The 26,909-nt window shown below is 74.4% G+C and carries 25 protein-coding genes; 13 read left to right on the top strand and 12 right to left on the bottom strand.

Annotated features, from left to right (window positions below; translation table 11 throughout):
* Window positions 1–63: 63 nt before the first annotated feature.
* The 6 genes from ACIP2X_RS25405 to ACIP2X_RS25430 all read left to right on the top strand — a co-directional run bounded on the left by ACIP2X_RS25405 (window position 64) and on the right by ACIP2X_RS25430 (window position 6,385).
* A complete protein-coding gene (locus ACIP2X_RS25405; protein WP_401676676.1) occupies window positions 64–1,284 on the top strand; it encodes a prenyltransferase/squalene oxidase repeat-containing protein in 1,221 nt (406 codons plus the stop codon).
* The gene (locus tag ACIP2X_RS25410; protein ID WP_401676677.1) at window positions 1,281–1,916 is read left to right on the top strand and encodes an SCO2322 family protein; all 636 of its coding nucleotides are present in this window, start codon (window positions 1,281–1,283) and stop codon (window positions 1,914–1,916) included. Before ACIP2X_RS25405 ends, ACIP2X_RS25410 begins: the two co-directional genes overlap by 4 nt.
* A complete protein-coding gene (locus ACIP2X_RS25415) occupies window positions 1,909–3,096 on the top strand; it encodes an energy-coupling factor transporter transmembrane component T (RefSeq protein ID WP_401676678.1) in 1,188 nt (395 codons plus the stop codon). The genes ACIP2X_RS25410 and ACIP2X_RS25415 overlap by 8 nt, the downstream gene beginning before the upstream one ends.
* Window positions 3,093–4,811, top strand: a complete 1,719-nt coding sequence (locus tag ACIP2X_RS25420; protein ID WP_401676679.1) for an ABC transporter ATP-binding protein — start codon at window positions 3,093–3,095, stop codon at window positions 4,809–4,811. The genes ACIP2X_RS25415 and ACIP2X_RS25420 overlap by 4 nt, the downstream gene beginning before the upstream one ends.
* Window positions 4,808–5,701: an ECF transporter S component gene (locus tag ACIP2X_RS25425; protein ID WP_401676680.1), complete on the top strand. Its 894-nt coding sequence runs from the start codon at window positions 4,808–4,810 to the stop codon at window positions 5,699–5,701. The genes ACIP2X_RS25420 and ACIP2X_RS25425 overlap by 4 nt, the downstream gene beginning before the upstream one ends.
* A gap of 264 nt (window positions 5,702–5,965) precedes the next feature.
* The gene (locus ACIP2X_RS25430) at window positions 5,966–6,385 is read left to right on the top strand and encodes a transglycosylase SLT domain-containing protein (protein WP_401676681.1); all 420 of its coding nucleotides are present in this window, start codon (window positions 5,966–5,968) and stop codon (window positions 6,383–6,385) included.
* A gap of 361 nt (window positions 6,386–6,746) precedes the next feature.
* Here ACIP2X_RS25430 and ACIP2X_RS25435 read toward each other — a convergent pair whose 3' ends face one another.
* The gene (locus ACIP2X_RS25435; protein WP_401676682.1) at window positions 6,747–7,154 is read right to left on the bottom strand and encodes an STAS domain-containing protein; all 408 of its coding nucleotides are present in this window, start codon (window positions 7,152–7,154) and stop codon (window positions 6,747–6,749) included.
* Window positions 7,142–8,524 (bottom strand): FAD-binding oxidoreductase, encoded by a 1,383-nt coding sequence (locus tag ACIP2X_RS25440; RefSeq protein WP_401676683.1) that lies wholly within the window; start codon window positions 8,522–8,524, stop codon window positions 7,142–7,144. Before ACIP2X_RS25440 ends, ACIP2X_RS25435 begins: the two co-directional genes overlap by 13 nt.
* A 118-nt stretch (window positions 8,525–8,642) precedes the next feature.
* Between ACIP2X_RS25440 and ACIP2X_RS25445 the strand changes: the two genes are divergently transcribed.
* On the top strand, window positions 8,643–9,266 hold the full coding sequence (locus ACIP2X_RS25445) for a TetR/AcrR family transcriptional regulator (RefSeq protein WP_401676684.1): 624 nt from the start codon (window positions 8,643–8,645) through the stop codon (window positions 9,264–9,266).
* A 15-nt stretch (window positions 9,267–9,281) separates the two neighbouring features.
* On the opposite strand, the gene ACIP2X_RS25450 is transcribed toward ACIP2X_RS25445, so the two are convergent.
* Entirely contained in the window at window positions 9,282–10,517 is a 1,236-nt protein-coding gene (locus ACIP2X_RS25450; protein ID WP_401676685.1) for a cytochrome P450, read from the bottom strand.
* 161 nt (window positions 10,518–10,678) lie between these two features.
* Here ACIP2X_RS25450 and ACIP2X_RS25455 point away from each other — a divergent pair, with 161 nt between their 5' ends.
* Complete coding sequence (locus ACIP2X_RS25455) at window positions 10,679–11,848, top strand: steroid 3-ketoacyl-CoA thiolase (protein WP_401676686.1); 1,170 nt, start codon at window positions 10,679–10,681, stop codon at window positions 11,846–11,848.
* On the opposite strand, the gene ACIP2X_RS25460 is transcribed toward ACIP2X_RS25455, so the two are convergent.
* Together ACIP2X_RS25460 and ACIP2X_RS25465 are read right to left on the bottom strand one after the other, a co-directional pair.
* Complete coding sequence (locus tag ACIP2X_RS25460) at window positions 11,832–12,035, bottom strand: DUF397 domain-containing protein (RefSeq protein WP_365445496.1); 204 nt, start codon at window positions 12,033–12,035, stop codon at window positions 11,832–11,834. The two genes, ACIP2X_RS25455 and ACIP2X_RS25460, sit on opposite strands and share 17 nt — an antisense overlap.
* Complete coding sequence (locus ACIP2X_RS25465) at window positions 11,995–12,843, bottom strand: Scr1 family TA system antitoxin-like transcriptional regulator (protein WP_401676687.1); 849 nt, start codon at window positions 12,841–12,843, stop codon at window positions 11,995–11,997. The genes ACIP2X_RS25460 and ACIP2X_RS25465 overlap by 41 nt, the downstream gene beginning before the upstream one ends.
* A gap of 92 nt (window positions 12,844–12,935) precedes the next feature.
* On the opposite strand from ACIP2X_RS25465, the gene ACIP2X_RS25470 reads away from it, so the two are divergent.
* Window positions 12,936–13,373, top strand: a complete 438-nt coding sequence (locus tag ACIP2X_RS25470; protein ID WP_401676688.1) for an ATP-binding protein — start codon at window positions 12,936–12,938, stop codon at window positions 13,371–13,373.
* An 11-nt stretch (window positions 13,374–13,384) separates the two neighbouring features.
* Here ACIP2X_RS25470 and ACIP2X_RS25475 read toward each other — a convergent pair whose 3' ends face one another.
* The gene (locus ACIP2X_RS25475; RefSeq protein WP_401676689.1) at window positions 13,385–14,311 is read right to left on the bottom strand and encodes a hypothetical protein; all 927 of its coding nucleotides are present in this window, start codon (window positions 14,309–14,311) and stop codon (window positions 13,385–13,387) included.
* A gap of 10 nt (window positions 14,312–14,321) precedes the next feature.
* Window positions 14,322–14,717 (bottom strand): hypothetical protein, encoded by a 396-nt coding sequence (locus ACIP2X_RS25480; RefSeq protein WP_401676690.1) that lies wholly within the window; start codon window positions 14,715–14,717, stop codon window positions 14,322–14,324.
* A 79-nt stretch (window positions 14,718–14,796) separates the two neighbouring features.
* On the opposite strand from ACIP2X_RS25480, the gene ACIP2X_RS25485 reads away from it, so the two are divergent.
* The gene (locus tag ACIP2X_RS25485; protein ID WP_401676691.1) at window positions 14,797–18,564 is read left to right on the top strand and encodes a CHAT domain-containing protein; all 3,768 of its coding nucleotides are present in this window, start codon (window positions 14,797–14,799) and stop codon (window positions 18,562–18,564) included.
* Between the two features lie 7 nt (window positions 18,565–18,571).
* Here ACIP2X_RS25485 and ACIP2X_RS25490 read toward each other — a convergent pair whose 3' ends face one another.
* The gene (locus ACIP2X_RS25490) at window positions 18,572–20,599 is read right to left on the bottom strand and encodes a bifunctional glycosyltransferase 87/phosphatase PAP2 family protein (protein ID WP_401676692.1); all 2,028 of its coding nucleotides are present in this window, start codon (window positions 20,597–20,599) and stop codon (window positions 18,572–18,574) included.
* A gap of 361 nt (window positions 20,600–20,960) precedes the next feature.
* Between ACIP2X_RS25490 and proP the strand changes: the two genes are divergently transcribed.
* Window positions 20,961–22,343: a glycine betaine/L-proline transporter ProP gene (proP, locus tag ACIP2X_RS25495; RefSeq protein WP_401676693.1), complete on the top strand. Its 1,383-nt coding sequence runs from the start codon at window positions 20,961–20,963 to the stop codon at window positions 22,341–22,343.
* 530 nt (window positions 22,344–22,873) lie between these two features.
* On the opposite strand, the gene ACIP2X_RS25500 is transcribed toward proP, so the two are convergent.
* Entirely contained in the window at window positions 22,874–23,365 is a 492-nt protein-coding gene (locus ACIP2X_RS25500; protein ID WP_401676694.1) for a hypothetical protein, read from the bottom strand.
* A gap of 111 nt (window positions 23,366–23,476) precedes the next feature.
* Here ACIP2X_RS25500 and ACIP2X_RS25505 point away from each other — a divergent pair, with 111 nt between their 5' ends.
* On the top strand, window positions 23,477–24,148 hold the full coding sequence (locus ACIP2X_RS25505) for an O-methyltransferase (protein WP_401676695.1): 672 nt from the start codon (window positions 23,477–23,479) through the stop codon (window positions 24,146–24,148).
* Between the two features lie 17 nt (window positions 24,149–24,165).
* On the opposite strand, the gene ACIP2X_RS25510 is transcribed toward ACIP2X_RS25505, so the two are convergent.
* On the bottom strand, window positions 24,166–24,558 hold the full coding sequence (locus ACIP2X_RS25510; RefSeq protein ID WP_401676696.1) for a hypothetical protein: 393 nt from the start codon (window positions 24,556–24,558) through the stop codon (window positions 24,166–24,168).
* Window positions 24,559–24,656: 98 nt separating this feature from the next.
* Between ACIP2X_RS25510 and ACIP2X_RS25515 the strand changes: the two genes are divergently transcribed.
* Entirely contained in the window at window positions 24,657–25,067 is a 411-nt protein-coding gene (locus ACIP2X_RS25515) for a DUF1992 domain-containing protein (RefSeq protein WP_401676697.1), read from the top strand.
* 13 nt (window positions 25,068–25,080) lie between these two features.
* Here the strand turns inward: ACIP2X_RS25515 and ACIP2X_RS25520 are convergent, their stop codons facing one another.
* Window positions 25,081–25,635, bottom strand: coding sequence for a hypothetical protein (locus ACIP2X_RS25520; RefSeq protein WP_401676698.1), 555 nt, complete (start codon window positions 25,633–25,635; stop codon window positions 25,081–25,083).
* Between the two features lie 5 nt (window positions 25,636–25,640).
* Window positions 25,641–26,309 (bottom strand): hypothetical protein, encoded by a 669-nt coding sequence (locus ACIP2X_RS25525; protein WP_401676699.1) that lies wholly within the window; start codon window positions 26,307–26,309, stop codon window positions 25,641–25,643.
* Window positions 26,310–26,909 lie beyond the last annotated feature (600 nt).

Genomic DNA, 26,909 nt, shown 5'->3' on the forward strand with positions numbered 1-26,909 from the left:
GCCGAGCCGCCCGGGGGTTGCCCGTGCTGCGCGGCTCCCCGCAGGGAGAGGCACCCGCCGATCATGAACGTCGTCCGCCGCAGCGCAGCGGCCCTGGCCGTCACCGCAGTGATCGGCGCCGCCGGGGTCCCGGCCGCCCAGGCCGCGAGCCCCTCCCCGTCGCTGCCCTCGGGGCTGTACGGCACGGGTGACCCCACCTACGACGGCGTGTGGCGCCAGTCCCTCGCCCTGCTCGCCCACGACGCCGTCGGCGTGCGGCCCGCCGCCGCGGGCGTGGAGTGGCTGGCCGGACAGCAGTGCGCCGACGGCGCGTTCGCGCCGTACCGCGCCGACACCGCCAAGCCCTGCGACGCCAAGACGCCGGTCGACACCAACATGACGGCCGCCGCCGTGCAGGCACTCGCCGCGCTCGGCGGGCACGACGCCGTCACCGGCAAGGCCGTCACCTGGCTGAAGTCCGCGCAGGGCAAGGACGGCGGCTGGGGCTACACCGCCGGCGGCCCCAGCGACGCCAACTCGACCTCCCTCGTCATCGGAGCCCTCGCCGCCGCGGGCGAGCGGCCGCAGGACGTCGTCAAGGGCGGCCGGTCCGCCCAGGACGCCCTGCTCGCGTTCGCCATACCGTGCGACGACGCCAAGGGCGCCGGGGCGTTCGCCTACCAGCCCGACAAGAAGGGCGCCCTCGCCGCCAATCCGGACGCCACCGCGGCCGGCGTGCTGGGCTCGCTCGGCAAGGGCCTGGCCGCCGAGGCCGCCGGCACCGCCGCCGCGCCCTCCTGCGCCGACGGCGACGACCTCACCCCCGAGCGGGCCGCCGCGAACGGCGCCTCCTACCTCGCCGACGCGCTCGCCGCGGACGGCCACCTCATGTCGGCCCTCCCCGGTTCCGAGGACCAGCCCGACTACGGCAACACGGCCGACGCCGTCGTGGCCCTCGCCGCCCAGGGCGGCGCGGCCCGAGCGGCCGGGCCCCTCAAGTGGCTGGAGCGGAACGCCGTCGCCTGGGCCAAGCAGAGCGGCCCGGCCGCCTACGCCCAGCTGATCCTCGCCGCGCACGCGGCCGGTGGCGACCCGCGCGACTTCGGCGGCACGGACCTCGTGCGGCTGCTGAACGCGTCGGGCCCCGCGCCGCAGAGCGCGCAGCGGCCCGCCACCGCGGACAGCGAGGCCACGTCCGAGTCGGACGACGGCTTCGGTGTCTGGTGGTACGTCGGCGTCTGCCTCGTCGCCGGTGTCGGCATCGGCTTCCTGCTCAGCGGCCGGAACCGGAAGCAGCAGCCGTGATACGCCGGGCGGCGGCCCTCCTCGCCGCGCTCCTGATCGCCCTGGCCGCCGGCACGGGCCCGGCCCAGGCCACCGGCTACCGCTACTGGTCGTTCTGGGAGCGCGACGGCAAGGCGTGGACGTACGCCACCCAGGGTCCCTCCCTCGCCCGCCCCGCGGACGGCTCCGTGCAGGGTTTCCGTTTCGCGGTCAGCGAGGACTCCGCGGACGCGTCCCGGCCGCGCGGCGAGGCCGGCTTCACCACGATCTGCGCGGGCACCCCGGCGCGGGACGGCCACAAGCGGGTGGCCCTGGTCATCGACTTCGGCACGGCGTCGGACGCCCCGTCCGGCGAGACGCCGCCCGCGCCCCGCACGGCCTGCGCCCGGCTCGCCCCGGACGCGACGGCGGCGGAGGCCCTGGCGGCGGTCGCCAAGCCGCTCCGGTACGACGCCAACGCCCTGTTGTGCGCGATCGGCGGCTACCCGGCGAAGGGCTGCGGGGAGCAGGTGGCGTCGGCGGGCAAGCCGGCCGGTGAGCCGGCGGACGAGAGCGGCGGCGGCCCGTCGCTGGGCGTCGTCGCCGGGGTGGCGGCGGTGGCGGTGCTGGGCGCGGCGGCCGGCTGGCAGGCCCGCCGGCGCAGGCATGGCTGACCACGGCTCGGGCGTGGACCGGCACGGCACCCGGCCGGCGTCGGCGGGCGTCACCGCCCTGCGGCGCCGGCCCCCCGCGCCGGTCCACCCCGGCGCCTGGTGGCTGTGGTCCCTGGCCCTCGGCACCGCGGCCACCCGCACCACCAACCCGCTGCTCCTCGCACTCCTCGTGACGGTCTCGGCCTACGTCGTCGCCACCCGCCGCCCCCACACCCCTTGGGCCCTCTCCTACGGCGCCTTCGTCAAGCTGGCCCTCGCCGTGCTGCTGGTCCGCCTGGTGTTCGCCGTCGCCCTCGGTTCGCCCCTGCCGGGCACCCACACCCTGCTCACCCTTCCCGAAGTCCCGCTGCCCCACTGGGCGCAGGGCATCCGCCTCGGCGGCCGGGTCACCGCCGAGACCCTCGTCTTCGCCCTCTACGACGGCCTGAAGCTGGCCACGCTCCTGATCTGCGTCGGCTCGGCCAACGCCCTCGCCGCTCCCACCCGCCTCCTCAAGTCCCTGCCCGGCGCCCTCTACGAGATGGGCGTGGCCGTGGTCGTGGCCCTCACCTTCGCCCCGCACCTCATCGCCGACGCCCAGCGGCTGCGCACCGCCCGCCGGCTGCGCGGCCGCCCGGACAAGGGCCTGCGGGGCCTGCTCCAGGTGGGCCTGCCCGTCCTCGAAGGCGCCCTGGAACGCTCCGTGGCCCTCGCCGCCGCCATGGACGCCCGCGGCTACGGCCGTACCGCGCAGGTCCCGCCGGCGGTGCGCCGTACGACCGCGGTCCTCACGCTCACCGGTCTGCTCGGCGTCTGCGCCGGGACGTACGGACTGCTCACCGCCGACGGCGGCACCTACGGCCTGCCGGTCCTGCTCGCCGGCCTCGCCGCGGCGCTCGCCGGTCTGCGGCTGGGCGGCCGTCGCACCCCGCGCACCCGCTACCGCCCCGACACCTGGAACGCCCGTTCCTGCCTGGTCGCCGCCTCCGGCGTCGCGGTCGCCGCCCTGCTGACCCTGGCCGCCTCCGCCGACCCCGCGGCCCTGCATCCGGGTGTGATCCCGCTGGTCGCCCCGACGCTGCCGCTGTGGCCGGCCGCGGCCGTGCTCCTCGGGCTGCTCCCGGCGTTCGTCACCCCCGCTCCCGAGCCGCCCGCGGCGGGACGGCCCGCTCCCCAGAGATCCGAGGAGAAGCCCTCATGATCCGCTTCGAGGACGTCTCCGTGACCTACGACGGAGCGGCCGGACCCACCGTCAGGGGCGTGGACTTCGAGGTCCCGGAAGGCGAACTCGTGCTGCTCGTCGGCCCGTCCGGGGTCGGCAAGTCCACCCTGCTCGGCGCGGTCAGCGGCCTGGTCCCGCACTTCACCGGCGGCACCCTGCGCGGCCGGGTCACGGTCGCCGGCCGCGACACCCGTACCCACAAGCCGCGTGAACTCGCCGACATCGTGGGCACGGTCGGCCAGGACCCTCTCGCCCACTTCGTCACGGACACGGTCGAGGACGAACTCGCCTACGGCATGGAGTCGCTGGGGCTCGCCCCGGACGTGATGCGGCGGCGCGTCGAGGAGACCCTCGACCTGCTCGGCCTCGCCGATCTGCGCCATCGCCCGATCGCCACGCTCTCCGGCGGCCAGCGGCAGCGAGTCGCGATCGGCTCGGTCCTCACCCCGCACCCGAGCGTGCTCGTCCTGGACGAGCCGACCTCCGCGCTGGACCCGGCGGCCGCGGAGGAGGTCCTCGCGGTCCTCCAGCGGCTCGTGCACGACCTCGGTACGACGGTCCTGATGGCCGAGCACCGTCTGGAGCGGGTCGTCCAGTACGCCGACCAGGTCGCGCTCCTCCCGGCGCCCGGCGCGGCCCCGCGCCTCGGCACCCCGGCCGAGATGATGGCCGTCTCCCCGGTGTACCCGCCGGTGGTGGACCTGGGCCGCCTGGCCGGCTGGTCCCCCCTCCCGCTCACGGTCCGGGACGCCCGCAGACGGGCCGCGGACCTGCGACGGCAGCTCGACGGACGGGACGGTGCCGCCCTGGAGGGGCGCGGGGAACCGAGCGACCAGCCCCGGCGACCCCGCACCCGCGAGCGGTCCGCACCCCCCGGGACACGGGGCGCCACCCCCTTCCGCAGGCTCCGGGGCAGACGCGAACCCACCCCCGCGCCCTCCCCCCACGCCGCCGACGTGCGCGCCCTCGCCGTCACCCGCGGCCACGTCCCCGCCCTGCGCGACGTCGACCTCACCGTCTCCCCCGGCGAGACCGTCGCCCTCATGGGCCGTAACGGCGCCGGGAAGTCCACGCTGCTGTCCGCGCTGGTCGGCCTGGTCCGGCCGTCCTCCGGGAGCGTCCGCGTCGGCGACGTGACCCCGCACCGTACGGCGCCCCCCGAACTCGTACGCCGGGTCGGACTCGTGCCGCAGGAGCCGCGCGACCTGCTCTACGCCGAGACGGTCGCCGCCGAGTGCGCGGCCGCCGACGCGGACGCGGGCGCCGAGCCCGGCACCTGCCGGGCGCTGGTCTCGGAGCTGCTGCCCGGCATCGCCGACGGCACGCACCCCCGTGACCTCTCGGAGGGCCAGCGCCTCACCCTCGCGCTGGCGGTCGTGCTCACCGCCCGACCGCCGCTGCTGCTCCTCGACGAACCCACCCGCGGCCTGGACTACGCGGCGAAGTCGCGCCTGGTCACGCTGGTGCGGGAGCTGGCCGCGGAGGGGCACGCGGTGGTCCTCGCCACGCACGACGTGGAGCTGGCCGCGGAGCTGGCCCACCGGGTGGTGCTGCTGGCCGAGGGCGAGGTGATCGCGGACGGCCCGACGGCGGACGTGGTCGTCTCGTCCCCTTCCTTCGCTCCGCAGGTCACCAAGATCCTCGCCCCGCAGCGGTGGCTGACGGTGCCCCAGGTCAGGGAGGCGCTGTCGTGAGCCGTCCCGTCCGCCTCGGCCCCCGTTCCCTCGTCGCCCTCGCCCTGACCAGCGCGGTCGGCGGGGCCGCCTTCTTCTGGCCGTTCCTCGCGCCGCCCACCTCGCAGGTGGCCGCGCACGCCCAGGACGCGCCGTGGCTGTTCGCGGGGCTGCTGGTCCTGCTCATCGCGGTGGTGGCGGCGACGATCTCGGAGTCGGGGCTCGGCCCGAAGGCCGTGGCCATGCTCGGGGTGCTGGCGGCGACGGGGGCGGCACTGCGGCCCATCGGCGCCGGTACGGCGGGCATCGAGCCGATGTTCTTCCTGATGGTGCTGAGCGGAAGGGTGCTCGGGCCGGGCTTCGGGTTCGTGCTCGGTGCGATCACGATGTTCGCGTCGGCGCTGCTCACGGGAGGGGTGGGGCCGTGGATGCCGTTCCAGATGCTCGCGATGGGCTGGTTCACGGCGGCGGCGGGCCTGCTCCCGGCGCCCGACCGGCTGCGGGGCCGCGCCGAACTTCTGATGCTGGCCTGCTACGGCTTCCTGGCCGCCTTCGCCTACGGCACGATCATGAATCTCGCGGGCTGGCCGTTCATGGGCGCGCTGGCCTCGAACATCGCCTTCGACGCGGACGCGGCGGTCCCCGCCAACCTGGCCCGGTTCGTGGCGTACTGCCTGGCGACCTCCCTCGGCTGGGACCTCGGGCGGGCGGTCGTCACGGTCGTGCTGACCGTGACCCTCGGCCCGGCGGTCCTCAGGGCGCTGCGCCGGGCCACCCGCCGCGCCGCATTCGAGACGCCGGTCACATTCGACCCGCCCTCCTCGTCACCGGTGGGTGAGGCCTCGCACGCGGAGGGTCACCCGGGCGGTGAAGCAGCCCACATGACGCACATCACCCACGACCCGCGGTAGTAGATCGAAGAGCCTGTCATGCACGCGGCATCAGGCCGTCTGACCTGGGGATTGAGACCCCCGTCACATGCGGGACCATTCCCCCCGATGCGGCCGCAACTAGTAAAAGCGGTCATTGCGGACACTTCGCTCGGCTGTTTCTCTGGTTCACGTCGCAAGGCGCCGACAAGCCCCCCGGGCCTCGGCGCCGACGCACATCTCCACCGCGCATCGCGTGGTCACGGTGTGCCGCGGCACCCCAGTCCCCGAGGAAAAGGTTCGCCCGTGTCCGTCTCCGTCCTCCGCCGCATCGCCGCCCCCAAGAAGGCCCTCACCGGCGCCCTCGTCGCCGCTGCCGCCGCGGGCATGGCGTTCTCCGCCGCCCCGGCCCACGCCGCCCCGGCCGCCGCCACCCCCAACCAGGCCCAGGCGATCGCGAAGAAGATGATCCCGGACGCCGCCCAGTACAACGCCTTCAGCAAGATCGTCGAGCACGAGAGCGGCTGGGACGTCGACGCCACCAACGCCTCCTCCGGCGCCTACGGTCTGGTCCAGGCCCTGCCCGGCAACAAGATGGCCACCGCCGGCGCCGACTGGAAGACCAACGCCCAGACCCAGATCGAGTGGGGCCTGGACTACATGAAGTCCCGCTACGGCAGCCCGGTCGGCGCCTGGAACTTCTGGCAGTCCAACGGCTGGTACTGAGCCGAAGCGGAAGCCGCCACAGCCGGCTACCGGCGCGCGCAGCCGGCTCCCTGGCACCCACGGCATCGGCTGGTGCTGAGAACCCAGCCCCTCGAACGGCGGCGGCCCCCGATCCCCGGGGCCGCCGCCTTCCGCATCCCCCGGCATCTCCCGACGCCCCCGCAACTCGCAACGCCTCCCGACCTCCCCGCGCCCCGCGACGACGTCCCCGCGCCTCGCGACCTGGCGGCGCCCCCCGGCCCCTCGGCGTCGCAGCGTCTCTCGCATCCCCGCAACTCGCGGCGCCCCCCGGCACCCCTAGGCCGCTGCGCCCCCGGCGCCCCTCGGCTCGGTCGGCGTCGGTGTGGGGGGCGCCGGGTGGTCAGCGGGGCTCGGTGGCGGGTGTCGGATTGCGGGGGGCCGGCCATGTCGTGGGGTCCTCAGTGCCGTCCGGGTCCAGCGCCCGCGCCAGTGTCGCGTGGACCGGGATCAGCGTGGTCAGGGCCGTGATCCGCAGCACGGACCTGGTCATCCCGTCCGGACACACCAGGCGCAGTGCGCCACCGCCGCCGAGCGCGGCCCGGTACGCGCCGACGAACACCCGCAGACCGCTAGCGTCGCAGAACTCCAGTCGCGACAGGTCCAGCACGATCCTGGCCGGAGCATGGTCCGCGACGAGGCCGTCCAGGCATGCGCGCAGCGCGCCCGCGGTCGCGATGTCCAGCTCGCCCGCGACCTGGACCACCGTCCAGCCCCGGCGGCGCACGCAGGAGACCGTCAGCGCGTCCATGGTTCCCGCCCCGGTACCGGGGGCAGCGCGGTCGCCGTGAAGACGCCGTCGGGGTCGAAGCGCGCCTTGGCGGCCAGGAGCCGCGCGGTGTTCGGGCCGTAGGAGTGGGCCACCTCGGCCCGCTGCGCGGGATCCAGCATGCCGGGGTAGCCGCCCGGCAGCGCGTCGGGCGCCAGGGAATCGGCGACCGACTCGGCCCAGGCCCGGTGCGGGGCGGCGTCTCCCGCCTCCCACCCGGCGACGATCTCGACCATCAGGTGACGCTGCCGCAGGCCGAAGGCCGTGCTCTCGACCGGTACCCGGGTCGCGGCCCCGTGGAAGTGGTGCAGCAGTACGCCGGACATGGGGCCGGTGATGCCGCGCGCCGCCCCGGTCAGCGCCTCGACGACGTGCGGCGTGAGCGCGGCGACCGACCGGGAGCGGGCCGTGAAGTGCAGTCCGGTGACCGCGCCCCACGCGTCGTTGCGGTGCAGCAGTTCCTCGGGGGACAGGGCGAGCACCTCCGTCAGGACCGGGGTCCCGAGCCGCCGCAGGGCGTCGAAGTGCCGCTCACCGGCGGCCGGATCGCCGCTCCAGACAGGCATAAGGAACAGTGCGGGCGACCCGTCGGGGCCGGCGAGGAAGGCGGACGGCACCGTGAGGCTGTCGGGTGCGGCGGCCAGGACCCCGCCCAGCAGGTCGAGCACGGTGGCGGCCTGCGCGCCGGGGTAGGCGACGACTCCGGCGAGCAGCCGGGCGAGCGGGTGCGCCCGCAGGCGCACGGACGTGACGACCCCGAAGTTGCCGCCTCCGCCGCGCAGGGCCCAGAACAGTTCGGGCTCGTGCTCCGCGTCGGCCGTGACGACCCGGCCGTCGGCGAGGACGACCTCGGCGCCGAGCACATTGTCCAGCGCCAGGCCGTGCCGCCCGGTGAGCGGGCCGTATCCGCCCACGAGGGTCAGGCCCGTGACGCCCACGGAGCCGACCGTGCCGGTGACGGCGGCCAGGCCGTGCGGCGCGAGCGCGGCGAGGAGGCCGGCCGCCGTGGTCCCGCCGCCCGCGGTGGCCACCCGCCCGGCCGGGTCCACGACGACCCGCCGCATCCCGGTCAGGTCGATCACCAGGCCGTCCTGTCGCAGGCCGCGGCCGGATATGTCGTGGCCGCCCCCACGCACCGAGAGCGGCAGTTCGTGGCGCCGCGCCGCGAGCACCGCGGCCTGTACGTCCTCCTGGGTGCGGGCCCGGACGACGAGGGCGGGCCTGGTGTGCACGGCGCCGTTCCAGATGCGCCGTGCGGCCTCGTAGGCCGGGCCGGACGTGGCGATCCAGTCCGGTCCGAGGCGGGCGGCCAGTTCTTGCGCGGCGGCGCCGGCCTGTGATGGTGCGCTCATGATGCGCCCCCTTGGGGGAGTTCTCTCGTCACCAGAGTGTGACTCTGACTAGAAGAGTACTCCTCCGCTTTACGGAGGCAAACTACGTTCAGTAGACACCGGCTGTACACTCGGCCTCATGAGTCCACGCAGCGCACGGAGCGAGCGGCCCAGTCGCCGGGCGGAGTACGCGGAGGCGACCCGGCGTGCCGTCATCGACGAGGCCCGCCGCCTGTTCAGCGAACGCGGCTACTTCGCCACGAAGGTCGACGACATCGCGACGGCCGCGCGCGTCTCACCGGCCACGGTGTACGTGATCGGCGGCAAGCAGGGCCTGTTGCGGATGCTGGTCGACCGCTGGTCCGCCGCCCCGGAGGTGGAGACGACACGGCAGGAGCTGGCGGAAGCCGGTGACCCGGCGGAGATCCTGCGCGTCGTGGCGAGCCTGACCCGGCGCATGCGGGAGGACTACGGCGACATCATGCGCGTGGTGCTGGCCACGGCACCGCACGACGCGGAGGCGGCCGAGGGCCTCGCGCTGGCCACCCACCGCTACCGCGACGGCATCGCGGTGGCCGCCCGGCGCCTCGCGGAGCTCGGCGCGCTCCAGGACGGCCTCGACGCCGGCACGGCCGTGGACGTCCTGTGGTTCTACTTCGGCTACCAAGGCTTCTTCACCCTCGTCGACGACAACGGCTGGTCCCACGCGCGCGCCGAGAAGTGGCTCCTGGACGCCGCGCGCCAGGCCCTGCTGCGCCCCTGACGGCACCGCCGCGCCCTAACCTGCCGTGACCCGCAGTTCCTTCACGCCGTTGATCCACGCCGACCGCAGCCGCCGCGGCTCCCCCACCAGTCGCAGGTCAGGCATGGCGTCGGCGAGGGCGTGGAAGATGAGGTCGATCTCCAGCACCGCGAGTGACTTGCCGAGGCAGTAGTGGGGGCCGCCGCCACCGAAGCCCAGGTGGGGGTTGGGGTCGCGGGTGATGTCGAAGACGTCCGGAGACTCGAACACCTCGGGGTCGTGGTTGGCCGAGGAGTAGAAGATGCCGACCCGGTCCCCCTTGCTGATCCGCTTGCCGCCCAGCTCGGTGTCCTGCGTCGCCGTCCGCTGGAAGGACACCACGGGCGTCGCCCAGCGCACGATCTCCTCGGCGGCCGTCGAGGGACGCTCCCGCTTGTAGAGGTCCCACTGCCCGGGATGGGTGAGGAAGGCGTGCATGCCGTGCGTGATGGCGTTGCGGGTCGTCTCGTTGCCCGCCACCGCCAGCATCAGCACGAAGAACCCGAACTCGTCCGAACCGAGGTTGCCCTCGTCCTCCGCGGCCACCAGCGTGCTGACGATGTCCCGTGCGGGGCACTGCTTGCGGTCGGCGGCCATGTTCATGGCGTAGGCGATCAGCTCGGTGGCCGACTCCTTGCCGACCTCCTCCGTGATCGCGTACTCGGGGTCGTCGTACGCGATCATCTTGTTGGACCAGTCGAAGAGCTTGGCCCGGTCGTCCTGCGGGACGCCGATCAGCTCGGCGATCGCCTGGAGGGGCAGCTCGCACGCGACCTCCGTGACGAAGTCGAACGGCCCGGAGTGCGCGCGGGCGCCCTCGACTATGGCGTGCGCCCGGGCCCGCAGCCGCTCCTCCAGCGCCCGGATGGCCCGGGGCGTGAACCCCCGTTGCACGATCTGCCGCACCCGGGTGTGCTCCGGCGGGTCCATGTTCAGCAGGATCAGCCGCTGGACGTCGATCGCGTCGCGTTCGATGTGCTCGTTGAAGCGGATGATCGCGGTGTTGAGGGTGGAGGAGAACAACTCGGGGTGCGTGGAGACGTACTTGACGTCGGCGTGCCGCGTCACGGCCCAGTAGCCCTCGTCCTGGAACCCGGCCAGGTTCGCCGTCTGGGCGATCCAGGTGACCGGCTCGGCACGGCGCAGTTCGGCGAACTCCGGCAGGGGCACGCGGTGGTGCAGCAGATCCGGGTCGGTGAAGTCGAACCCGTCGGGAAGCGCTGGACAGGGCATGGCGGCTCCAGCCATCTGACGACCAGTCAGGAAGTGCCGTGAACGTAACGGCGGACTCCGAAGACTGCAAGACCCTTGCGGTGACGGACGTCACGTCAGCAGACTGCACACAGAACTAGAACACGTATCAGTTGCTGGTTCTGGACGAGAGGACCGCCTTCATGGCCGCCGAACCCGTCATCGTCGAAGCCGTCCGCACCCCCATCGGCAAGCGCGGCGGCGCGCTCGCCAATCTCCACCCCGCCTATCTGCTGGGCGAGACGTACCGCGAACTCCTCGGCCGCACCGGCATCCCCGCCGACTGCGTCGAGCAGATCGTCGGCGGCACGGTCACCCACGCCGGTGAGCAGTCCATGAATCCCGCGCGGACCGCCTGGCTGACCATGGGCCTGCCCTACGAGACGGCGGCGACGACGGTCGACTGCCAGTGCGGGTCCTCGCAGCAGGCGTCCCACATGACCGCCAACCTCATCGCGGCCGGCGTGATCGACGTCGGCATCTCCTGCGGCGTCGAGTCGATGTCCCGCGTCCCGCTCGGGTCGGGCTCCAAGCACGGTCCCGGAAAACCGTTCCCCGACGAGTGGAACGTCGACCTCCCCAACCAGTTCGTGGCCGCCGAGCGCATCGCGCACCACCGCGGACTGACCCGGGCGGACGTCGACGCCCTCGGCCTGCTCTCCCAGGAACGCGCCGCGACGGCCTGGGCGGAGGAGCGCTTCAAGCGCGAGACCTTCGCCGTGCAGGTCCCCACCACGGAGGACGAGCAGCACGCCGGGCAGGGCATGTGGCGGCTCGTCGACCGCGACGAAGGACTGCGCGACACGTCGGCGGAGGCGCTGGCGAAGCTGAAGCCGATCATGCCGACGGCCGTGCACACGGCCGGCAACTCCTCACAGATCTCGGACGGCGCGGCGGCCCTCCTGTGGGCCTCCAAGCGCATGGCTCGCGCGCTGAAGCTGAAGCCGAGGGCGCGGATCCTGGCCCAGGCACTCGTCGGCGCCGACCCGCACTTCCATCTGGACGGCCCGATCGACGCCACCCGCGCGGTGCTCGGCAAGGCGGGGATGTCGCTGAAGGACATCGACGTGGTCGAGATCAACGAGGCGTTCGCGTCGGTGGTGCTGAGCTGGGCGCAGGTCTTCGAGCAGGACCTGGAGAAGGTGAACGTCAACGGCGGTGCGATCGCGCTCGGGCACCCGGTCGGGGCGACGGGTGCCCGGCTCATCGCGACGGCACTGCACGAACTGGAGCGTACGGACAAGGAGTTCGCACTGGTGACGATGTGCGCGGGCGGCGCACTGGCCACCGGCACGATCATTCAGCGGCTGTAGCCGCCCAGTTGAGGAACGCAGTGAACGCCGCGGGGCGGAAGGCCAGTACGGGACCGGCGGGGACCTTGGAATCGCGCACGGCGGCGGCTTCGCCGAGCCGTGCGCATTCGACGCAATCGCCACCCTGGTCGCCGCTGTAGCTGGACTTACGCCACTGGGCCACCGTCAACATCGCGTTGCTCGCCATAGCGTTCCTCCATCACGCGCCGGATCAACTCCGCCGAGTCCCTGAGGGAGAGAGCGGCGGCCTGAAGGTGATCGTAACGGAGCGAACAGTCGACGACGGTGTCCGGATTGGCGGTCGGGTGCCCGCTGCCGTACCCCTCGGTGTAGACGATGGTGGGATCGCCCGGGAAGCGGTAGAGGTTGAACGAGCCTTGCAGGCCCGCGTGCGCCCCCGCCGAGAACGGCAGCACCTGAACGTTGATCCTGGGGTCGTGCTCGAAGGCCAACAGATGGGCGAGTTGATCCCGCATGGTCGCCGGGCTGCCGATCTGCTGGTGGAGAGCGGCCTCGCTGAGGATGGCCCAGAAGACCGGGGACTTCTCCTTCTCGAAGATGCGCTGACGGGCGAGACGTACGGCCGTGCGGTCGTCGAGGTTGCTCCGGTCCAGCGCGCCGAGCACCGCCCGCGCATAGGCCGACGCCTGGAGCAGGCCGTGCACCATGTGCGTCTGGAAGGCGCAGATCTCCACGGCCCGAGCCTCAAGCTCCGCCGTCTGCTGGAACCACGCCGGAAGCTGGCTGCGCAGCACCAGTTCGGTCAGGCGGGACAGCAGGCCGCCCGTTCCCAGGGCCGCGTCCACCCGCTCGCTGAACGCGGGGGTCGGCAGCTTGCGCGCCGTCTCGATCTGGCCGACCAGGGAGCCCGTGTAGTTGATGACGTCCCCGAGCTGCCGCTGGGTCAGTTCCGCCGCCTCCCGCGCCCGCCGCAGCTCGTAGCCGTAGTAGTCCAGCGGCGAGGCACCCGGGTCGAGGGCGTTGATGTGGGTCACGCACGATCCCCTCTCACGCGACTCCGCCCACAACGGGACGGGTTGTATCCGTTCCGTTGCCCACGGTAGTGACGGCTGGCCAGCCTCGTGGCGTGAACGAATACATTCCACCGGCCTACTCGGCCCCTCGCCCCGTCCAGTACCGCATGAGCCTCACCGTGGGCGAGCACTCGGCACGGCACATGCGCCGCATCGTCCGCTCGCTCCTGACGGAGTGGGGGCTGACGGAGCTGTCCGACGTGGTGGAACTGGGTGTGACGGAACTGGTCGCCAACGTCGTACGCCATGTCCGGGACCGGCGCTGCGTGCTGCTGGTGCTGCGGCTGAGGACGGGGGTGCGGGTGGAGGTCACCGACACCTCGCCCCAAGTGCCGCGGATGCGGGCCGGATCGTCCCTCGACGCGGAGGGCGGGCGCGGTCTTGTGCTGCTGGACGCCCTGGTCGACAAGTGGGGCGTCGACCGGGGGCCCCTGGAGGGCAAGACCGTGTGGTTCGAGTGCGGTCCGCCGGGGAGCGGGCCGCAGCCATAGCCACCTGGCCCTCACTCGGCCTTCCTGAACACCTCCGACATCCCGTCCCCCGTGCCGGGGTCCAGCAGCCCCGGCGCCTCCGGCGCGATCAGGCCGACCCTCGTGGCCAGTTCACGGCCGTGCACGTCGACGGCGGCCTCGATGAGGCTCGCGAGGGCGTCCAGCGCGGTGCGGGCGCGGGAGCGGGCGACGGCCGCGCAGCCGAGGGCGGCGAGCGCGGCCGGCCACCACCAGCAGGCCAGCAGCGCGTAGCCGACGGCCCAGGCGGCCAGCCGGGCGGCGGCGGCGTAGGAGTCGCGGGCGGACTGGATCTGCCGTACGGCGGGCTCGGGGAGGATCAGCCACAGCCGGGGCCACAGGGCGGCGAGGTCCACGCCGTAGGCGGCGTCGACGCGGTCGGCCGTCGCCTGCATGCGGTCGCCGTACCAGGTGGGGCGGGTCGGCGGGCGCAGCGCGATGCGGTCGCGTGCCTCGGTGAGTGCCTGGATCCGTGCCTGGGGGCCGCTCATGACCGACACGACCCCGTCGGGGCCCGCGTGCGCCGGACCGGCGTCGCGGAAGGCCTCGTCGAGCCGGGCGTCCGTCTCCCGCCACCTGCGGGCCCGCCGTGCGGTCCGGGCCCGCGACAGCGGGTCCCGGCCGAAACGCAGCCAGTACTGCTCGATCGCGCCGCCGAGGAACTGCGCCGCCAGCGAGGCCGCGGTCGCGGCGAGCAGGACGAGCGCCACCAGGAGGGCGGCGGTACCGGTGCGGTCGAGCGCGGGGCGGGCGGCGAGCCCGTCCAGCGTGGTGCGCAGCCGCTCGACGTCGTGCCAGTGGCGGTGCCCCAGGGTGGTGCCGACGGCCGTGGCGGCGAGGAAGAGGGCGCCCGGGAGGACCAGCAGGTTCAGCCAGCGCTCGGTGAGTTTGCCGCCCAGGGTCGCGAGGAGCGGGTTCATCGGGGCGGGGTCACCGCGCGGGGCCCAGCCGGCCCTTGGACATGCAGGTGTCGTTGACGGCGCACTGCGGTGCGGGGAGCAGGTCGCGGGCCCGCTCCAGACGGTCGCACCGGACGGGCCCGGGGCACACGGCGACCTTGGTGTGCGGCGCGACACCGGGGGCCACCCAACCCCGCGACCTGTTGGCAAGACCCTCGGCGTACCCGGCCCGGCGCAGCGCCGTGTCCACCTCCCGGTAGGCGGCGTCGAGTTCGTCGGCGTCGGCGCCCGCGCACAGCAGGTCCCGCGCCCGCTCGGCCGCCTGACGGATCCCGGGCGACCGCAGCTCGTCCGGCGCGCCGAGCAGGGCGCACAAGGCCGCCACGGCCCGAAGGTCGGTCTGGGAGGGTCCGGAAGACGCGGTCATGGTCCAAGTGTGCCGCAGATCGTGCAGAGTTGAGCACGGGTTGTGAGGCCACCGGAGTCGACGGCGGGGGGCGGACGGGGTGAGGGACGACCGGGACCGGTTCCTCCGGTCGGTGCGGGCGCGTCTCGCCCGGGCCGACCGGGGCGTGGACCGGAGCGCGGTGCTCGGCACCGACGCCGACGCCGAGCTGCGGGGACTGCTGCGGGCCGCCGACCCGAGAACCGACATGGAGGCCCGGCACGCGGCCGGCCGGCTCTGCCTCGCCCGTGCCAGGTTCGGCCCCGAGGCCGACGCCGGCGTCCACGGGGCGATGGCCGGGACCCTGCTCCACCCGGTGTGGGCCGCCGATCCGGCCGCCGTGCCGCCGGAGTTGGCGGCGCACTACGCGTCCGCCGGACCCGGCGCGTGCCCGGACCCGGCGGACGCGGACGGTCCCGCCGAGTGGGCGGCGCACTGTGCGGCGTCCGTGATCGCGGCGGAGGGGCGGCAGCACGACCCGCCCGCGGACGCCACCGAGGAGGTGCGCGAGCTCCACCGGCTGGCCGCCCTGCTCGCCGGCCAGGTGGCCGCGCGCGAGGTCCGGCTGGCCGCGGCCATCGGGTGCGGCAGCCTCGCCGTGCTCGCGACGCCGGAGTACGACCCCACGTTCACGGCCCGGCTCGCGGCGGTCTCCCGCGCGGTGGCCGTCGCCGGGACCAGCTGGCCGTTCGGGGACCTCGCGGCGCTCGCCGCGGATCCCGTGCCGCTCACCCACCGCGCGCTCAAGCGCGTCCCGGCCGACGCCCCGGAACGCCTCGTCGCCCTCGCGGCCCTGGGCGACCGTCTGCGCGAGCGCCATCTGCGGTCCTTCGACCCGGAGGACCTGGACGAGGCGGTGGGCCTCGCGCGGGACGTGCTGGTCCAGCTGCCGCCCGGGAGCCTGCCCCCGCAGCGGTACCTCACCTCCCTGGCACGCGCGTTGCTGTTGCTGCGGCAGCGGGACGGGGCGACACCGGCGGAGTGCGACGAGGTGGTGGACCTGTGCCGCCGCGCCCTGCCCGGCCACCCCGACGGGCCCGCGCCGGCCGGCCACGACCTGGGCATGGCGCTCGTGCTGCGGGCCCAGCACTCCGGCCGGAGCGAGGACCTGGAAGAGGCGGTCGCCGTGCTGGGCGAGGCGCTCCGGGCGGCCACCGCCCCGGAGGAGACCGCCGTCCTGCGCAACGCCCTCGGCAACGCCCTGCGTGCCCGCTCCGTCGTCACCGGGTCCCCGGCCGACCTGGACGCGTCGCTCGACCTCACCGCGACGGCCCCGGAGGCCACGGGCACCACGGCCGTTCCCGGCTCGGCGCTGCTCGCTCCCGCGATGGCCCGCTACGCCCGCCACCAGCGGGCCCCGGAGGCGAACCGGGCGGACCTGGACGAGGCGTTGCGCCTGCTCCGGCAGGCCCTGGCGCTCATGCCGCCCGGCCATCCGGACCTGGCCGTGGCGCTCGACGATCTCGGGCTGGTGCTCACCGCCGCCTACCGGCGCTCCGGGGATCCGCAGGAGTTGAACGAGGCGGTACGCGCCCACCGGGAGTCGGTGGCGGTGACCGCGGAGGGCCACGGGATGCTCGGGGTGAGGCTGCTCAACCTCGGGGGCGTGCTGGGCCTGCGCCACCAGCTGACCGAGGACGGCGAGGACCTGCGGGAGGCCCGGGAGTGCCGGCACCGGGCCGCGGCGCTGCCCGGCCTCGGCCACGCCCACCGGGCGGCGCTGCTCAGCTCCATGGGTCTCGGCCTGGTCATGGGCGTCGAACGGGCCGCCGACCCCGTCGCCCAGCTGGAGGAGGCCGTCGGACTCCTGCGGCAGGCACTCGCGCATTCCCCGCGCGACGCCCCCCTCTCGCCCCGCCGGCGCCACAACCTCGCACTGGCCCTGATGGTCCGCTTCGCGCGAACGACGCGGCTCGGCGACATCCGTGAGGCGCGTGAGCTGGCCGACTCGGTGGTCGCCGCGCTGCCCGCGCACTCGCCCGACCTGCCGGGCGCCCTGACGATGGCCGCCACCGCGCGGCTGGCGAGCCCCCTGGCCCTGCTGTCGCCGGGCGTCCGGGCCGAGGCGGTCGCGCTGTTCCGCCGGGCGGTCGAGGCCACCCCCGAGGGCCACCCGCAGCGCACGCAGCGTCTGACGAACCTCGGGAGCGCGCTGCTCGGCCGGAAACCCGGCCGCAGGCGCCGTCGAGCCGACGTGGCCGAGGCCGCCGACATGTTCCGCGCGGCGGCCCTGGAGCAGCAGTGCCCGCCCTCCCTGCGCCTGGACGCCGCGCGGTCCTGGGGCAGTGCCTGGGCGGAACTCGGTGTCTGGGACCGCGCCCTGGACGGCTTCGTCGTCGCCGTCGACCTGCTGCACTCGGTCGCGCCCCGTCATCTCGTCCGCGACGACCAGGAGTTCCTGCTGAGCCGGACCGTCGGGCTGGGGGCCGCGGCGGCCGCCTGCGCGGTGCGCTGCGGACGTCCCGCGCTGGCCGTGGGCCTCCTCGAACACGCCAGGGGCGTGATCCTGTCCCACGCCTTCGACGCCGACAGCGACCTGACCCGGCTCCGGGAGGCCGCCCCCGCACTCGCCGCCCGCTTCGAGGAACTCCGTGACGCCCTCGACACGGCGACCGGCGCGCAGGGCTTCCTGGAGGAGGGACCGCCCGGCCCCGACTCCGCCGGCGCCGACCGGCGGCAGCTGCTGGCCGCCGAGTGGCGGGACCTGACCGACCGGATCCGCGCCGAGCACCCCGGACTGGACCTGCTGCGCCCGGTGCGCGACTGGGACGAGGGCCGGTTGCGCGCGACGGCCGCGGCGGGCCCGGTGGTCCTGGTCAACGTCTCCCCCTACGGCAGCGACGCCCTGGTCGTCACCGCGCACTCCGTCGACGCCGTGCCGCTGCCGGGCCTCGACCCGCGCACGACGGCGGCACGGCACCGGAGCTTCCAGGAGGCGCTGGTGCGCATCGACCGACCGGGGACCTCACGCAAGGAGTCGCACCGCGCCCAGCAGGTCGTACGGGACACCCTCGGCTGGCTGTGGCGGGCGGTCACCGGGCCGGTGCTCGACGCGCTCCCCGAGGCGACCCGGGTGTGGTGGTCGCCCGGCGGGCTGCTGGGCACGCTGCCCCTGCACGCGGCGGCCCCCGCCGGTGCCCCGGGTGCCCTGGACCGCGTGGTCTCCTCGTACACGCCGACGCTGCGGGCCCTGCACCACGCCCGGCTGCGCGCCGCCCGCCCGGCGGGCTCCGGGACCCTGGTCGTCGGCGTCGCGGACGCCGTCGGGCAGGCCCCGCTCCCGGCCGCCCGCCGCGAGGCCGGGCACCTGGCCGGCCTGCTGCCCGGCGCCACGCTGCTGGCGGACGCCTCCGCCACCCACGCGGCGGTGGTCTCCGCCCTGCACCACCACGCCTACGCCCACTTCGCCTGCCACGCCCGGGGCGACCTGGAACGCCCCTCCGGCAGCCGGCTCGTCCTGCACGACCACGCCGAACGCCCGCTGACCGTCCGTGACCTGGCCCGGCTCCGGCTCCCCGCGGTCCGGCTCGCCTACCTCTCCGCCTGCGACACCCTGCGCACCAGCCCCGAACTCGCCGACGAGGCCGTCCACATCGTCAGCGCCTTCCAGATGGCGGGCTTCCCCCATGTCGTGGGCTCGCTCTGGCACGTCGACGACGTGATCGGCGCCGAGGTGGCGCTCGGCGTGTACGACGCCCTGGACCGCGGCGACGGCACGCTCGACGTGGCCCGCACGGCCGAGGCCCTGCACCACACCGTCCGCGCCCTGCGCGACACCTACCCGGGGACGCCGAGCCTGTGGGCCTGCCAGGTGCACGCCGGCCCCTGAGGCCGCGTCAGCTCCGGTCGCGCACCAGCTCGGGTGCCGCCTCGGCCACCGCCTCGGGGGCGGGCCGCGCCCTCGGCCCCTGGAACAGATACGCCAGCCCGAAGCCCGCGCCCACCACGAGCGCGCCGCCCACCGCGTCCAGCACCCAGTGGTTGCCGGTGACGACGATCGCGGTGACCGTGAAGGCCGGATGCAGCAGGCCCAGCGCCTTCATCCACCCCTTGGGCGCGACGATCGCGATCATCACGCCGCACCACAGGGACCAGCCGAAGTGCAGCGACGGCATGGCCGCGTACTGGTTGGTGAGGGAGGTCAGGGTGCCGTAGTCCGGCTGGGAGAAGTCCTGGACGCCGTGGACCGTGTCGATGATGCCGAAGTCCGGCATCAGGCGCGGCGGGGCGAGCGGGTAGAGCCAGAAGCCGATCAGGGCCAGCAGCGTCGTCAGGCCCAGCGTGGATCGGCCCCAGCGGTAGTCGACCGGGCGGCGCCAGTACAGGACGCCGAGGACGGTCAGCGGCACGGCGAAGTGGAACGAGGTGTAGTAGAAGTCGAAGAACCGGCGGAGCCAGTCCACCTCCACTATCGCGTGGTTGAGCGTGTGCTCGACGTCGATGTGGAGGAACCGCTCGATGGCGAGGATCTGCTCGCCGTGCGCCTCGGCGCGCTCCCGGCCCCCGGATATCGTGCCGCCGGTGGCGGCGAGCCGGACCTGCGAGTAGGCGGCGTACGTGACGCGTATGAGGAGCAGCTCCAGCAGGAGGTTGGGGCGGCCGAGGACGCGGCGCAGGAAGGGCAGCAGCGGTATGCGCCGCCAGCGGGCCGGGACCGGGCGGGCGTAGCGCGTGGGAACCGGGTCGCGGTAGTGGGGCGAGGTGCGCGACAGGAACGGCACCGCCGTGGCGGCGGCGATCGCGGCGAGCAGGACGACGTTGTCACGCAGCGGGTGCAGCGCGGCCATGTCCGGCAGGAGCATCCGCGCGGGCAGCGTCATGACCAGCACCACCGCCACCGGCCACACCGGGCGGTCCGCGGCGCGCCTGCCGACCCGGCCGACCACCGCGAGGAGCACCCACAGCGACTGGTGCTGCCAGGCCGTCGGCGCGACGACGATAGCGGCGCAGCCGGTGAGGGCGACGGCCAGCAGGAGCTGACCGTCCCGGGCGTAGCGCACGGCGCGGCGCAGCCCGAGGGCGGCGACCGCCGCGCCCAGGGTCAGGAAGAGGACCGTCTCCAGCGGGCCGGACAGGCCGAGCCGCAGCAGCGCGCCGTGCAGGGACTGGTTGGCGAGGTCGTCGGCCCGCCCGCCGAGACCGACACCGGCCATGTGGTGCACCCAGTAGGTGTACGAGTCGTGCGGCATCGCCAGCCATGCCAGCGCCGTGGTCCCGGCGAAGGTCGCGCCCAGGGAGGCCGCCGCGGACCGGCGGCCGGTGAACCACAGCAGCGGGGCGAAGAGCAGCACCGTCGGCTGGAGGGCGGCGGCGACGCCGATCAGGGCTCCCCCGGCCCGCTCCCCGCGCACGGCGAGGCAGCCGAGCAGCACCAGCAGGACCGGGATGATGCTGGTCTGGCCGAGCCAGAAGGCGTTGCGCACCGGCAGGGACAGCATCAGCAGACAGATCGCGACGGGCGCCGCGACGAGCGACGTACGGCGGCTGACGGGGCGCGGCAGGGAGCGGGCGGCGACCAGGCCGAGCACGACGACCAGCAGCAGCGTGCCGAAGGTCCAGCCCCAGCCGAGCGCCTGCTCCGCCGCCCGCGTCAGGGGCTTGAGGACCAGGCCGCCGAAGGGCGTGCCGGTGAAGCGGGTCGAGTCGTAGAGCGAGCCCTCCACGTGCAGCACGCCGTCCGGGCCGACCCAGGTCTCCAGGTCGGTCAGCCGCTCACCCCGCGGGGTGCCGAGGACGACGGCGATCTGCCGTATGCCGAGGATCGCGGCGACGAGCCACAGGGCCATGCGCGCGGCACGCAGCCGTGCGCCCGCGCTCGCTCCGAAAGCCCCCGCCGGTCTCTCGCTGTGTTCCGCGTTCGCCACGCCTCGTCGGCCTCCCGCCCCATCGATCCGCGCACCCCTGTGGGTGGCACCGCCCCCCGGGAGAGGGACGCAGGCAACCCCCGATTCACCTGACGTCCGCTCGCCTTTTGTCCGGAAGACGATAGTGGGAGGGGGGTCGAGTTGCTTCGGCCGGGCGCGAGATAGATCACAGGGCGGCCCCGGGAGCGACATCCGGACACGCCCCGACAGTCCTGCACAGGGCATATTTACGTGCCCCATGCACCGAAATGGCCACCGTGCGTAATCGGGACAAGGCCCCCTATCGTCGACTTTCGGCCTGCCGCCGACGCTGCCGCGTGGGCCCGTCCCCGTCCCCGTCGAAAGGCAGGCGAGCGAAGTCTTGTCGAGTGCCACCGCCGCCGCACCGCATCCGTTCCCCGTCCGCACCCGCCCGCCGGCGCAGGAGCCCACCGTCACCGACCCCGCCCTGGTCAGGCGCGCCGTGAAGGCGGCGGCGCTGGGCAACGCCATGGAGTGGTTCGACTTCGGCGTCTACAGCTACATCGCGGTGACCCTGGGCAAGGTCTTCTTCCCGTCCGGAAACCCGACGGCGCAGCTCCTGTCCACCTTCGGCGCCTTCGCCGCGGCCTTCCTGGTCCGCCCGCTGGGCGGCATGGTCTTCGGCCCGCTCGGCGACCGCGTCGGCCGCCAGAAGGTCCTCGCGCTGACGATGATCATGATGGCCGTCGGCACGTTCGCGATCGGCCTGATCCCGTCGTACGCCGCGATCGGCGTCGGCGCGCCGATCCTGCTGCTCGCCGCGCGCCTCGTCCAGGGCTTCTCCACCGGCGGCGAGTACGCCGGCGCCTCCACCTTCATCGCCGAGTACGCGCCCGACAAGCGGCGCGGGTTCTTCGGCAGCTGGCTGGAGTTCGGCACGCTCGCCGGTTACATCGGCGGCGCCGGCCTGGTCACCCTCATGACCGCGCTGCTGTCCTCCGAGGACCTGCTGTCCTGGGGCTGGCGGATCCCGTTCCTGATCGCGGGCCCGATGGGCATCGTCGGCCTCTACCTGCGGATGCGGCTGGAGGAGACCCCGGCGTTCGCGGCGGAGGTCGAGAAGGCGGAGACGGAGCGGCCGAAGGTGCCGCTGCGCGAGATGGTCACGGGCCAGTGGAGGGCGCTGCTGCTGTGCATGGGCCTGGTCCTGGTCTTCAACGTCACCGACTACATGCTGCTGTCGTACATGCCGAGCTACCTCACGAGCGAGCTGCACTACGACGAGACCCACGGGCTGCTCGTCGTCCTGGCCGTGATGGCCCTGATGATGATCGCCCAGCCGTTCACGGGCGCCCTCACCGACCGCGTGGGCCGCCGCCCGGTCATCGCCGTCGGCTGCGCGGGCTTCCTGTTCCTCTCCCTCCCCGCACTGCTGCTGATCCGCCAGGGCAGCCTGCCGGCCATCGGCCTGGGCATGGGCGCGCTCGGCCTGCTGCTGGTCTGCTTCACCGCCGCGATGCCGTCGGCACTGCCGGCCCTGTTCCCGACCCGGGTCCGCTACGGCTCCCTCTCCATCGGCTTCAACATCTCGGTCTCCCTCTTCGGCGGCACGACCCCCCTGGTCGTCACGGCCCTGATCGGCGCGACCGGCGACATGATGATGCCCGCCTACTACATGATGGCCGCGGCCGTGATCGGCGGCGTGGCGGTCTGGTTCATGACGGAATCAGCCGGCCGCCCCCTACCGGGCTCGGCCCCTTCCCTGGAGCCCGACGAACACTGAAGCCCCGTCGGGTCAGAAGGGGCGCGCGGCCAGGGCGCGCTGTGCAACACGTTCAGTTCCCGGAGTCACGGCTGCGGAGGACTTCCAGGACGTTGCTGCTGGCCGCCGCCTGCGACGACGCCAGTCCGCGTCCAGGTGGTTGGCCCGCCGGAGCGAGCGCCTCGACCGCGACCCGAAACCGGCACCAGTCGCCCCACGACCATGGAAGTGGCGCGGCGGGGCCCGAATCAGCCGAGGCACTCGGCAGCCATGCGCCGGATGCGCCTGGCCCGGCCCGACACGGCGAGCGTGCGCAGGACCGGGCGAAGCGCCTCGACCACGACCCGAAACCGGCACCAGTCGCCCCACGACCATGGAAGTGGCGCGGCGGGGCCCGAATCAGCCGAGGCACTCGGCGGCCATGCGCCGGACGCGCCTGGCCCGGCCCGACACGGCGAGCGTGCGCAGGACCGGGCGAAGCGCCTCGACCACGACCCGAAACCGGCACCAGTCGCCCCACGACGGTGGAGGTGGCGCGGCGGGAGCCCGGATCAGCCGAGGCACTCGGCGGCCGTGCGCCGGATGCGTCTGGTGCGGCCCGACACGGCCAGGGTGCGCAGGACCGGGGCGCGGGCCTCGGCCGCGACCCGGAGCTGGAGCCAGTCGCTCCAGTCGGCGAGCAGTTCGGGGACGCGGCCTGGGGCGATCTCCCCGGAGCGGAGATCCTCCAGCGTCGCCAGCTCCCGCGCCCGGTGTTCGGCGAACGCGCGGACCTCCGGAGCGAGCGCCCCGACCCAGTCGCCCCGCTCGGCGCGCGGCAGCCGCTCCAGGATCTCGCCGACCACGCCCGAGGCGAGCGCGCCGTCCGGTTCGGCCGCGACGGCGTCCCGCAACGCCGGCCGGGCCGGGCCGGAGTCGAGCGCCGCCCGGTACAGCTCCCAGCGGGCGTGCCCGTCGCCGGCGTCGGCGAGCACCCGCCCGAGCCCCTCCTCCAGCCGCCGCAGCGCGTCCCGCAATCGCGGAGTCGGTCCGCCGTCCTCCATCGCCTCTCCCCTTTCCTCGACCTCGGCCCCATGGGACAGGAACCTGCACCCCCATACACTCGTTAGACGATCTAGTTAGCACTTCTAACTAGATGACGAGAGGCAGAGCGCATGAGCGAGTCGCAGATCTGGGACACCGTCGACGCGTACTTCGGGACCCACCTCGCCGGCGACGACGAGGTCCTCCAGGCAGCCCTGCGGGACAGCGACGCGGCCGGCCTCCCCCCGATCGGCGTCACGGCGAGCCAGGGCAAACTCCTCCAGCTCCTCGCCGAACTCCAGGGCGCCCGCGCCATCCTGGAGATCGGCACGCTCGGCGGCTACAGCACGATCTGGCTGGCCCGCGCCCTCCCGGCCGACGGCCGCCTGGTCACCCTGGAGTACGACCCGAAGCACGCCGAGGTCGCGAGCCGCAACATCGCCCGGGCAGGTCTCGACAAGATCGTCGACGTCCGCGTGGGCGCCGCCCTGGACACCCTGCCGCAGCTCGCCGACGAGAACCCCCCGCCCTTCGACCTGGTCTTCATCGACGCCGACAAGGCCAACAACGCCCACTACGTGGAGTGGGCACTGCGCCTGGCCCGCGAGGGCAGCCTGATCGTCGTGGACAACGTGGTCCGCGGCGGCCGCGTCGCCGACGCCGCCAGCACCGCGCCCGATGTCCGCGGCACCCGCGCCGCCCTCGAACTGATCGGCTCCCACCCGAGGCTCACCGGCACCGCGATCCAGACCGTGGGCAGCAAGGGCTACGACGGCTTCGCCCTGGCCCGCGTGCTCGGCTGACGGCACCGCGCGGCCGCTCAGACCTCGTGGTAGTAGCCCACGTTCACGCTGCGCGGCCCGGTGCGGTCCACGATGACGATCTCGCCGTTGCCGCCCCGGGGCAGCGGCATCGTGCCGCCGTACGCGAGCGGCTGCGCGTACTCGCCGGACACCAGCCGGACCTCGGAGGACGGGTCCGGCTGCGAGCCGCGCAGCCAGGTCACCTGCCAGTCGCCGTCCGGCCCGCACAGGAACTCCAGGTGGACCCGGGAGACGAACAGCCAGTCGTCGGGCGTCGCGAGCCGGCACACGTTCCTGTCCCGGCCCACGCGCAGCATCGTCCCCGGCTCGCTGGGTGCGTCGGCCATGATCATGCCGGCCGTGACACCCGCGTCCGCACCGGAGACGGTGGCCATGGTCAGTTCGAGCACGTGCGCTCCCTTGCAATGTCCTGATGCGCAGGCCGGGTTGGCCTGCCGCCGCCGCATGATAAATCGCCCGGCGCGGCGGCGTCCGGCACAATGGCCTCATGACCGAGCGAAAGCCACCGGGGGTCGGCTTCGAGTCCTGGACCGACAAACAGATCCGGGACGCCGAGGCGCGCGGCGACTTCGCCCATCTGCCCGGCGCCGGCAAGCCGCTGCCGAAGGACATCGAGGGCACCTACGACGAACAGTGGTGGATCAAGCGGAAGCTCGCCCGGGAGGGCTTCTCCGTCCTGCCCCCCACCCTCGCCCTGCGCAAGGAGGCAGAGGACGCGCTGCTGGCCGCGATGGCGGCCCCCTCGGAGCGGCTCGTGCGGAAGATCGTCGAGGATGTCAACGTCAAGATCCGCGACGTCATGTTCAAGCCGCCGCCCGGCCCCCCGCTGGGTCTGAAGCCGTACGACGTGGACGACGTCGTACGCCGGTGGCGGGAGGGCCGGGCGGCGGCCGAATAGCTCTGTCGACGGCTCAGTGACGCAGCAGCCGCTCCGCGAGCTCGCGGTAGTCCCGCAGGGCGAGACGGAGTTGCTCGGTGTCGGAGGTCGCCGGGGTGGCCTCGTCGCTCGACTCCCAGGAACGGCGCAGGGTGCGGCGCCGCTGGGTGACGGCCTCCGTGAACCGGGCGGCTATCTCCTCCAGCACATGGTCCGCCTCCTCGATGGCGGCCCGGGGGCCGTCCACGAACGAGGCCATCGCCTGCTGCAACCGCAGCTCGAACTTGGCGCTCTCCTCGCCCGGCAGCAGCGGGGCCAGGCGCGAGGTGGGGGCGGCGGGGTCGGCCGGCGGCCTCGCGGGCGCCTCGGCGGCGGTGGCACGGGCGTCGTGCGCCCTGCGCGCCTCCTGGGCCGCCCCAGCGGCCTCGTGGGCCTCACGGGCCCCCTCTCCCCCCGGCGCCACAGCACCGGCCCGCAGCGAGGCCCCACCGGAGGCGTCCCGCGCCGTGCCCGGCGTCGTGTCGCGCCGTACGCCGCCGTCCGGCTCCTGCGGCTCCCCGCCGCCCATGGGCCGTGTCACGTCGCTCATGTGTCTCAACTCCCCTTCGCCTGGCGCCCGAAGCCCGCCGGCAGATGCAGTCGGCCCGAACCGGTGTGGGCGGTCTTCGCCCGCTCGGCACTCGGACGCGCCTGACGGTCCTCCCGCGCCGGACGCAGCATGTCGTCGAACAGGGCGCGGGCCTCGACCATGGCCTCACGCATCTCCTCCGTACCGGCGCCCCCGCCCTGCGCACCGTTCACCGGCGTACCGGCGATGCGATGGACACGGCGGTAGCCGTGCACGCGGTGCGCGTGGTGCACGGACAGCGCGGCGTACTGCTCGTCGTACTGCCCGCCGTCCGGGAAGCCCCGGAGCCCGGCGAGCTCGGCGAGCAGCCGGTCCGCCTCGATCACGGCGTCCCGCGGCGAGTCGACGAAGCGCTCCTGGGCGGCCGTCCAACGCGCCTCGAACTGCTCGCGCTGCGCCGCTTCGAGCGGCCGCGGACGCAGCTTGCCGTGCCGCTCGACGCGCTCGGCGAGCTCACGTTCGGCGGCCGTGGCATCGCCGTCGTGCCGGGCCACGGCCCGGTCGTACTCCGGTCCGAAGCGCCGCCTGAGGTCCCGTCCGCCGCCCGCGCCACGGCCGCGCAAGGTCAGGGCGGCCACGACGAGGGCGGCCGCCACCACAATCACGATCAGAGCAATGATCCAGCCAGTGGACATGAATGCCTTCCGGGTTCTCGACCCGACCGACCCCTCACCGGGCCGGTCAGCACAACGGGTTGCCCGCACCCCCCCACCCAAACCGCATCCACCCCCAACACCGAGAGCGGCCCGCCCCGCCCCGACATCGAACGCACGCCCCCGCACCCACCCGCGACGGAGCGGGACCGCTAGCCGCGGCCTAGTCGCATGCCCCAGCACCCACCCACGACGGACGGGAACCGCCCCGCTCCGACGCCAGCCGCACGGCACCCAAGCCGCCCGCGACGGACGGGAACCGGCTCACCACGGCGTAGCCGCCTGCCCCCGCACCCACCCACGACGGACGGGAACCGCCCCGCTCCGACGCCAGTCGCACGGCGCCCAAGCCGCCCGCGACGCAGTGGCACCGGCTCACCGCGGCGTAGTCGCATGGCGCCGCAGCCACCCCACGACGGAAGGGACCGCCCCGCTATGACGTCAGTCGCACGGCGCGGCAGCCGCCCGCGGCGGGAAGGGGGTGGGTCGGGGGGTGTCCGCCCGCAGCGGTTGGCGCGTCAACACGGGTGAGTTGGTGAGTGACCGATTCCGCGCCGTTCCGAGGACGGACACCCCCCGACC

The sequence above is a fragment of the Streptomyces sp. NPDC089424 genome, from assembly GCF_044749345.1.
Taxonomy (GTDB): domain Bacteria; phylum Actinomycetota; class Actinomycetes; order Streptomycetales; family Streptomycetaceae; genus Streptomyces.

Bases quoted from the DNA above. Each gene is read 5' to 3' on its own strand.
- ACIP2X_RS25435 (WP_401676682.1), bottom strand. From the start codon at position 7,154: ATGGACGCGCTGACGGTCTCCTGCGTGCGCCGCCGGGGCTGGACGGTG.
- ACIP2X_RS25475 (WP_401676689.1), bottom strand. From the start codon at position 14,311: ATGAACCCGCTCCTCGCGACCCTGGGCGGCAAACTCACCGAGCGCTGG.
- ACIP2X_RS25460 (WP_365445496.1), bottom strand. From the start codon at position 12,035: ATGGCGAGCAACGCGATGTTGACGGTGGCCCAGTGGCGTAAGTCCAGC.
- ACIP2X_RS25515 (WP_401676697.1), top strand. From the start codon at position 24,657: ATGACCGAGCGAAAGCCACCGGGGGTCGGCTTCGAGTCCTGGACCGAC.
- ACIP2X_RS25455 (WP_401676686.1), top strand. From the start codon at position 10,679: ATGGCCGCCGAACCCGTCATCGTCGAAGCCGTCCGCACCCCCATCGGC.
- ACIP2X_RS25525 (WP_401676699.1), bottom strand. From the start codon at position 26,309: ATGTCCACTGGCTGGATCATTGCTCTGATCGTGATTGTGGTGGCGGCC.
- ACIP2X_RS25520 (WP_401676698.1), bottom strand. From the start codon at position 25,635: ATGAGCGACGTGACACGGCCCATGGGCGGCGGGGAGCCGCAGGAGCCG.
- ACIP2X_RS25500 (WP_401676694.1), bottom strand. From the start codon at position 23,365: ATGGAGGACGGCGGACCGACTCCGCGATTGCGGGACGCGCTGCGGCGG.
- ACIP2X_RS25480 (WP_401676690.1), bottom strand. From the start codon at position 14,717: ATGACCGCGTCTTCCGGACCCTCCCAGACCGACCTTCGGGCCGTGGCG.
- ACIP2X_RS25420 (WP_401676679.1), top strand. From the start codon at position 3,093: ATGATCCGCTTCGAGGACGTCTCCGTGACCTACGACGGAGCGGCCGGA.
- ACIP2X_RS25505 (WP_401676695.1), top strand. From the start codon at position 23,477: ATGAGCGAGTCGCAGATCTGGGACACCGTCGACGCGTACTTCGGGACC.
- ACIP2X_RS25445 (WP_401676684.1), top strand. From the start codon at position 8,643: ATGAGTCCACGCAGCGCACGGAGCGAGCGGCCCAGTCGCCGGGCGGAG.
- ACIP2X_RS25405 (WP_401676676.1), top strand. From the start codon at position 64: ATGAACGTCGTCCGCCGCAGCGCAGCGGCCCTGGCCGTCACCGCAGTG.
- ACIP2X_RS25450 (WP_401676685.1), bottom strand. From the start codon at position 10,517: ATGCCCTGTCCAGCGCTTCCCGACGGGTTCGACTTCACCGACCCGGAT.
- ACIP2X_RS25415 (WP_401676678.1), top strand. From the start codon at position 1,909: ATGGCTGACCACGGCTCGGGCGTGGACCGGCACGGCACCCGGCCGGCG.
- ACIP2X_RS25440 (WP_401676683.1), bottom strand. From the start codon at position 8,524: ATGAGCGCACCATCACAGGCCGGCGCCGCCGCGCAAGAACTGGCCGCC.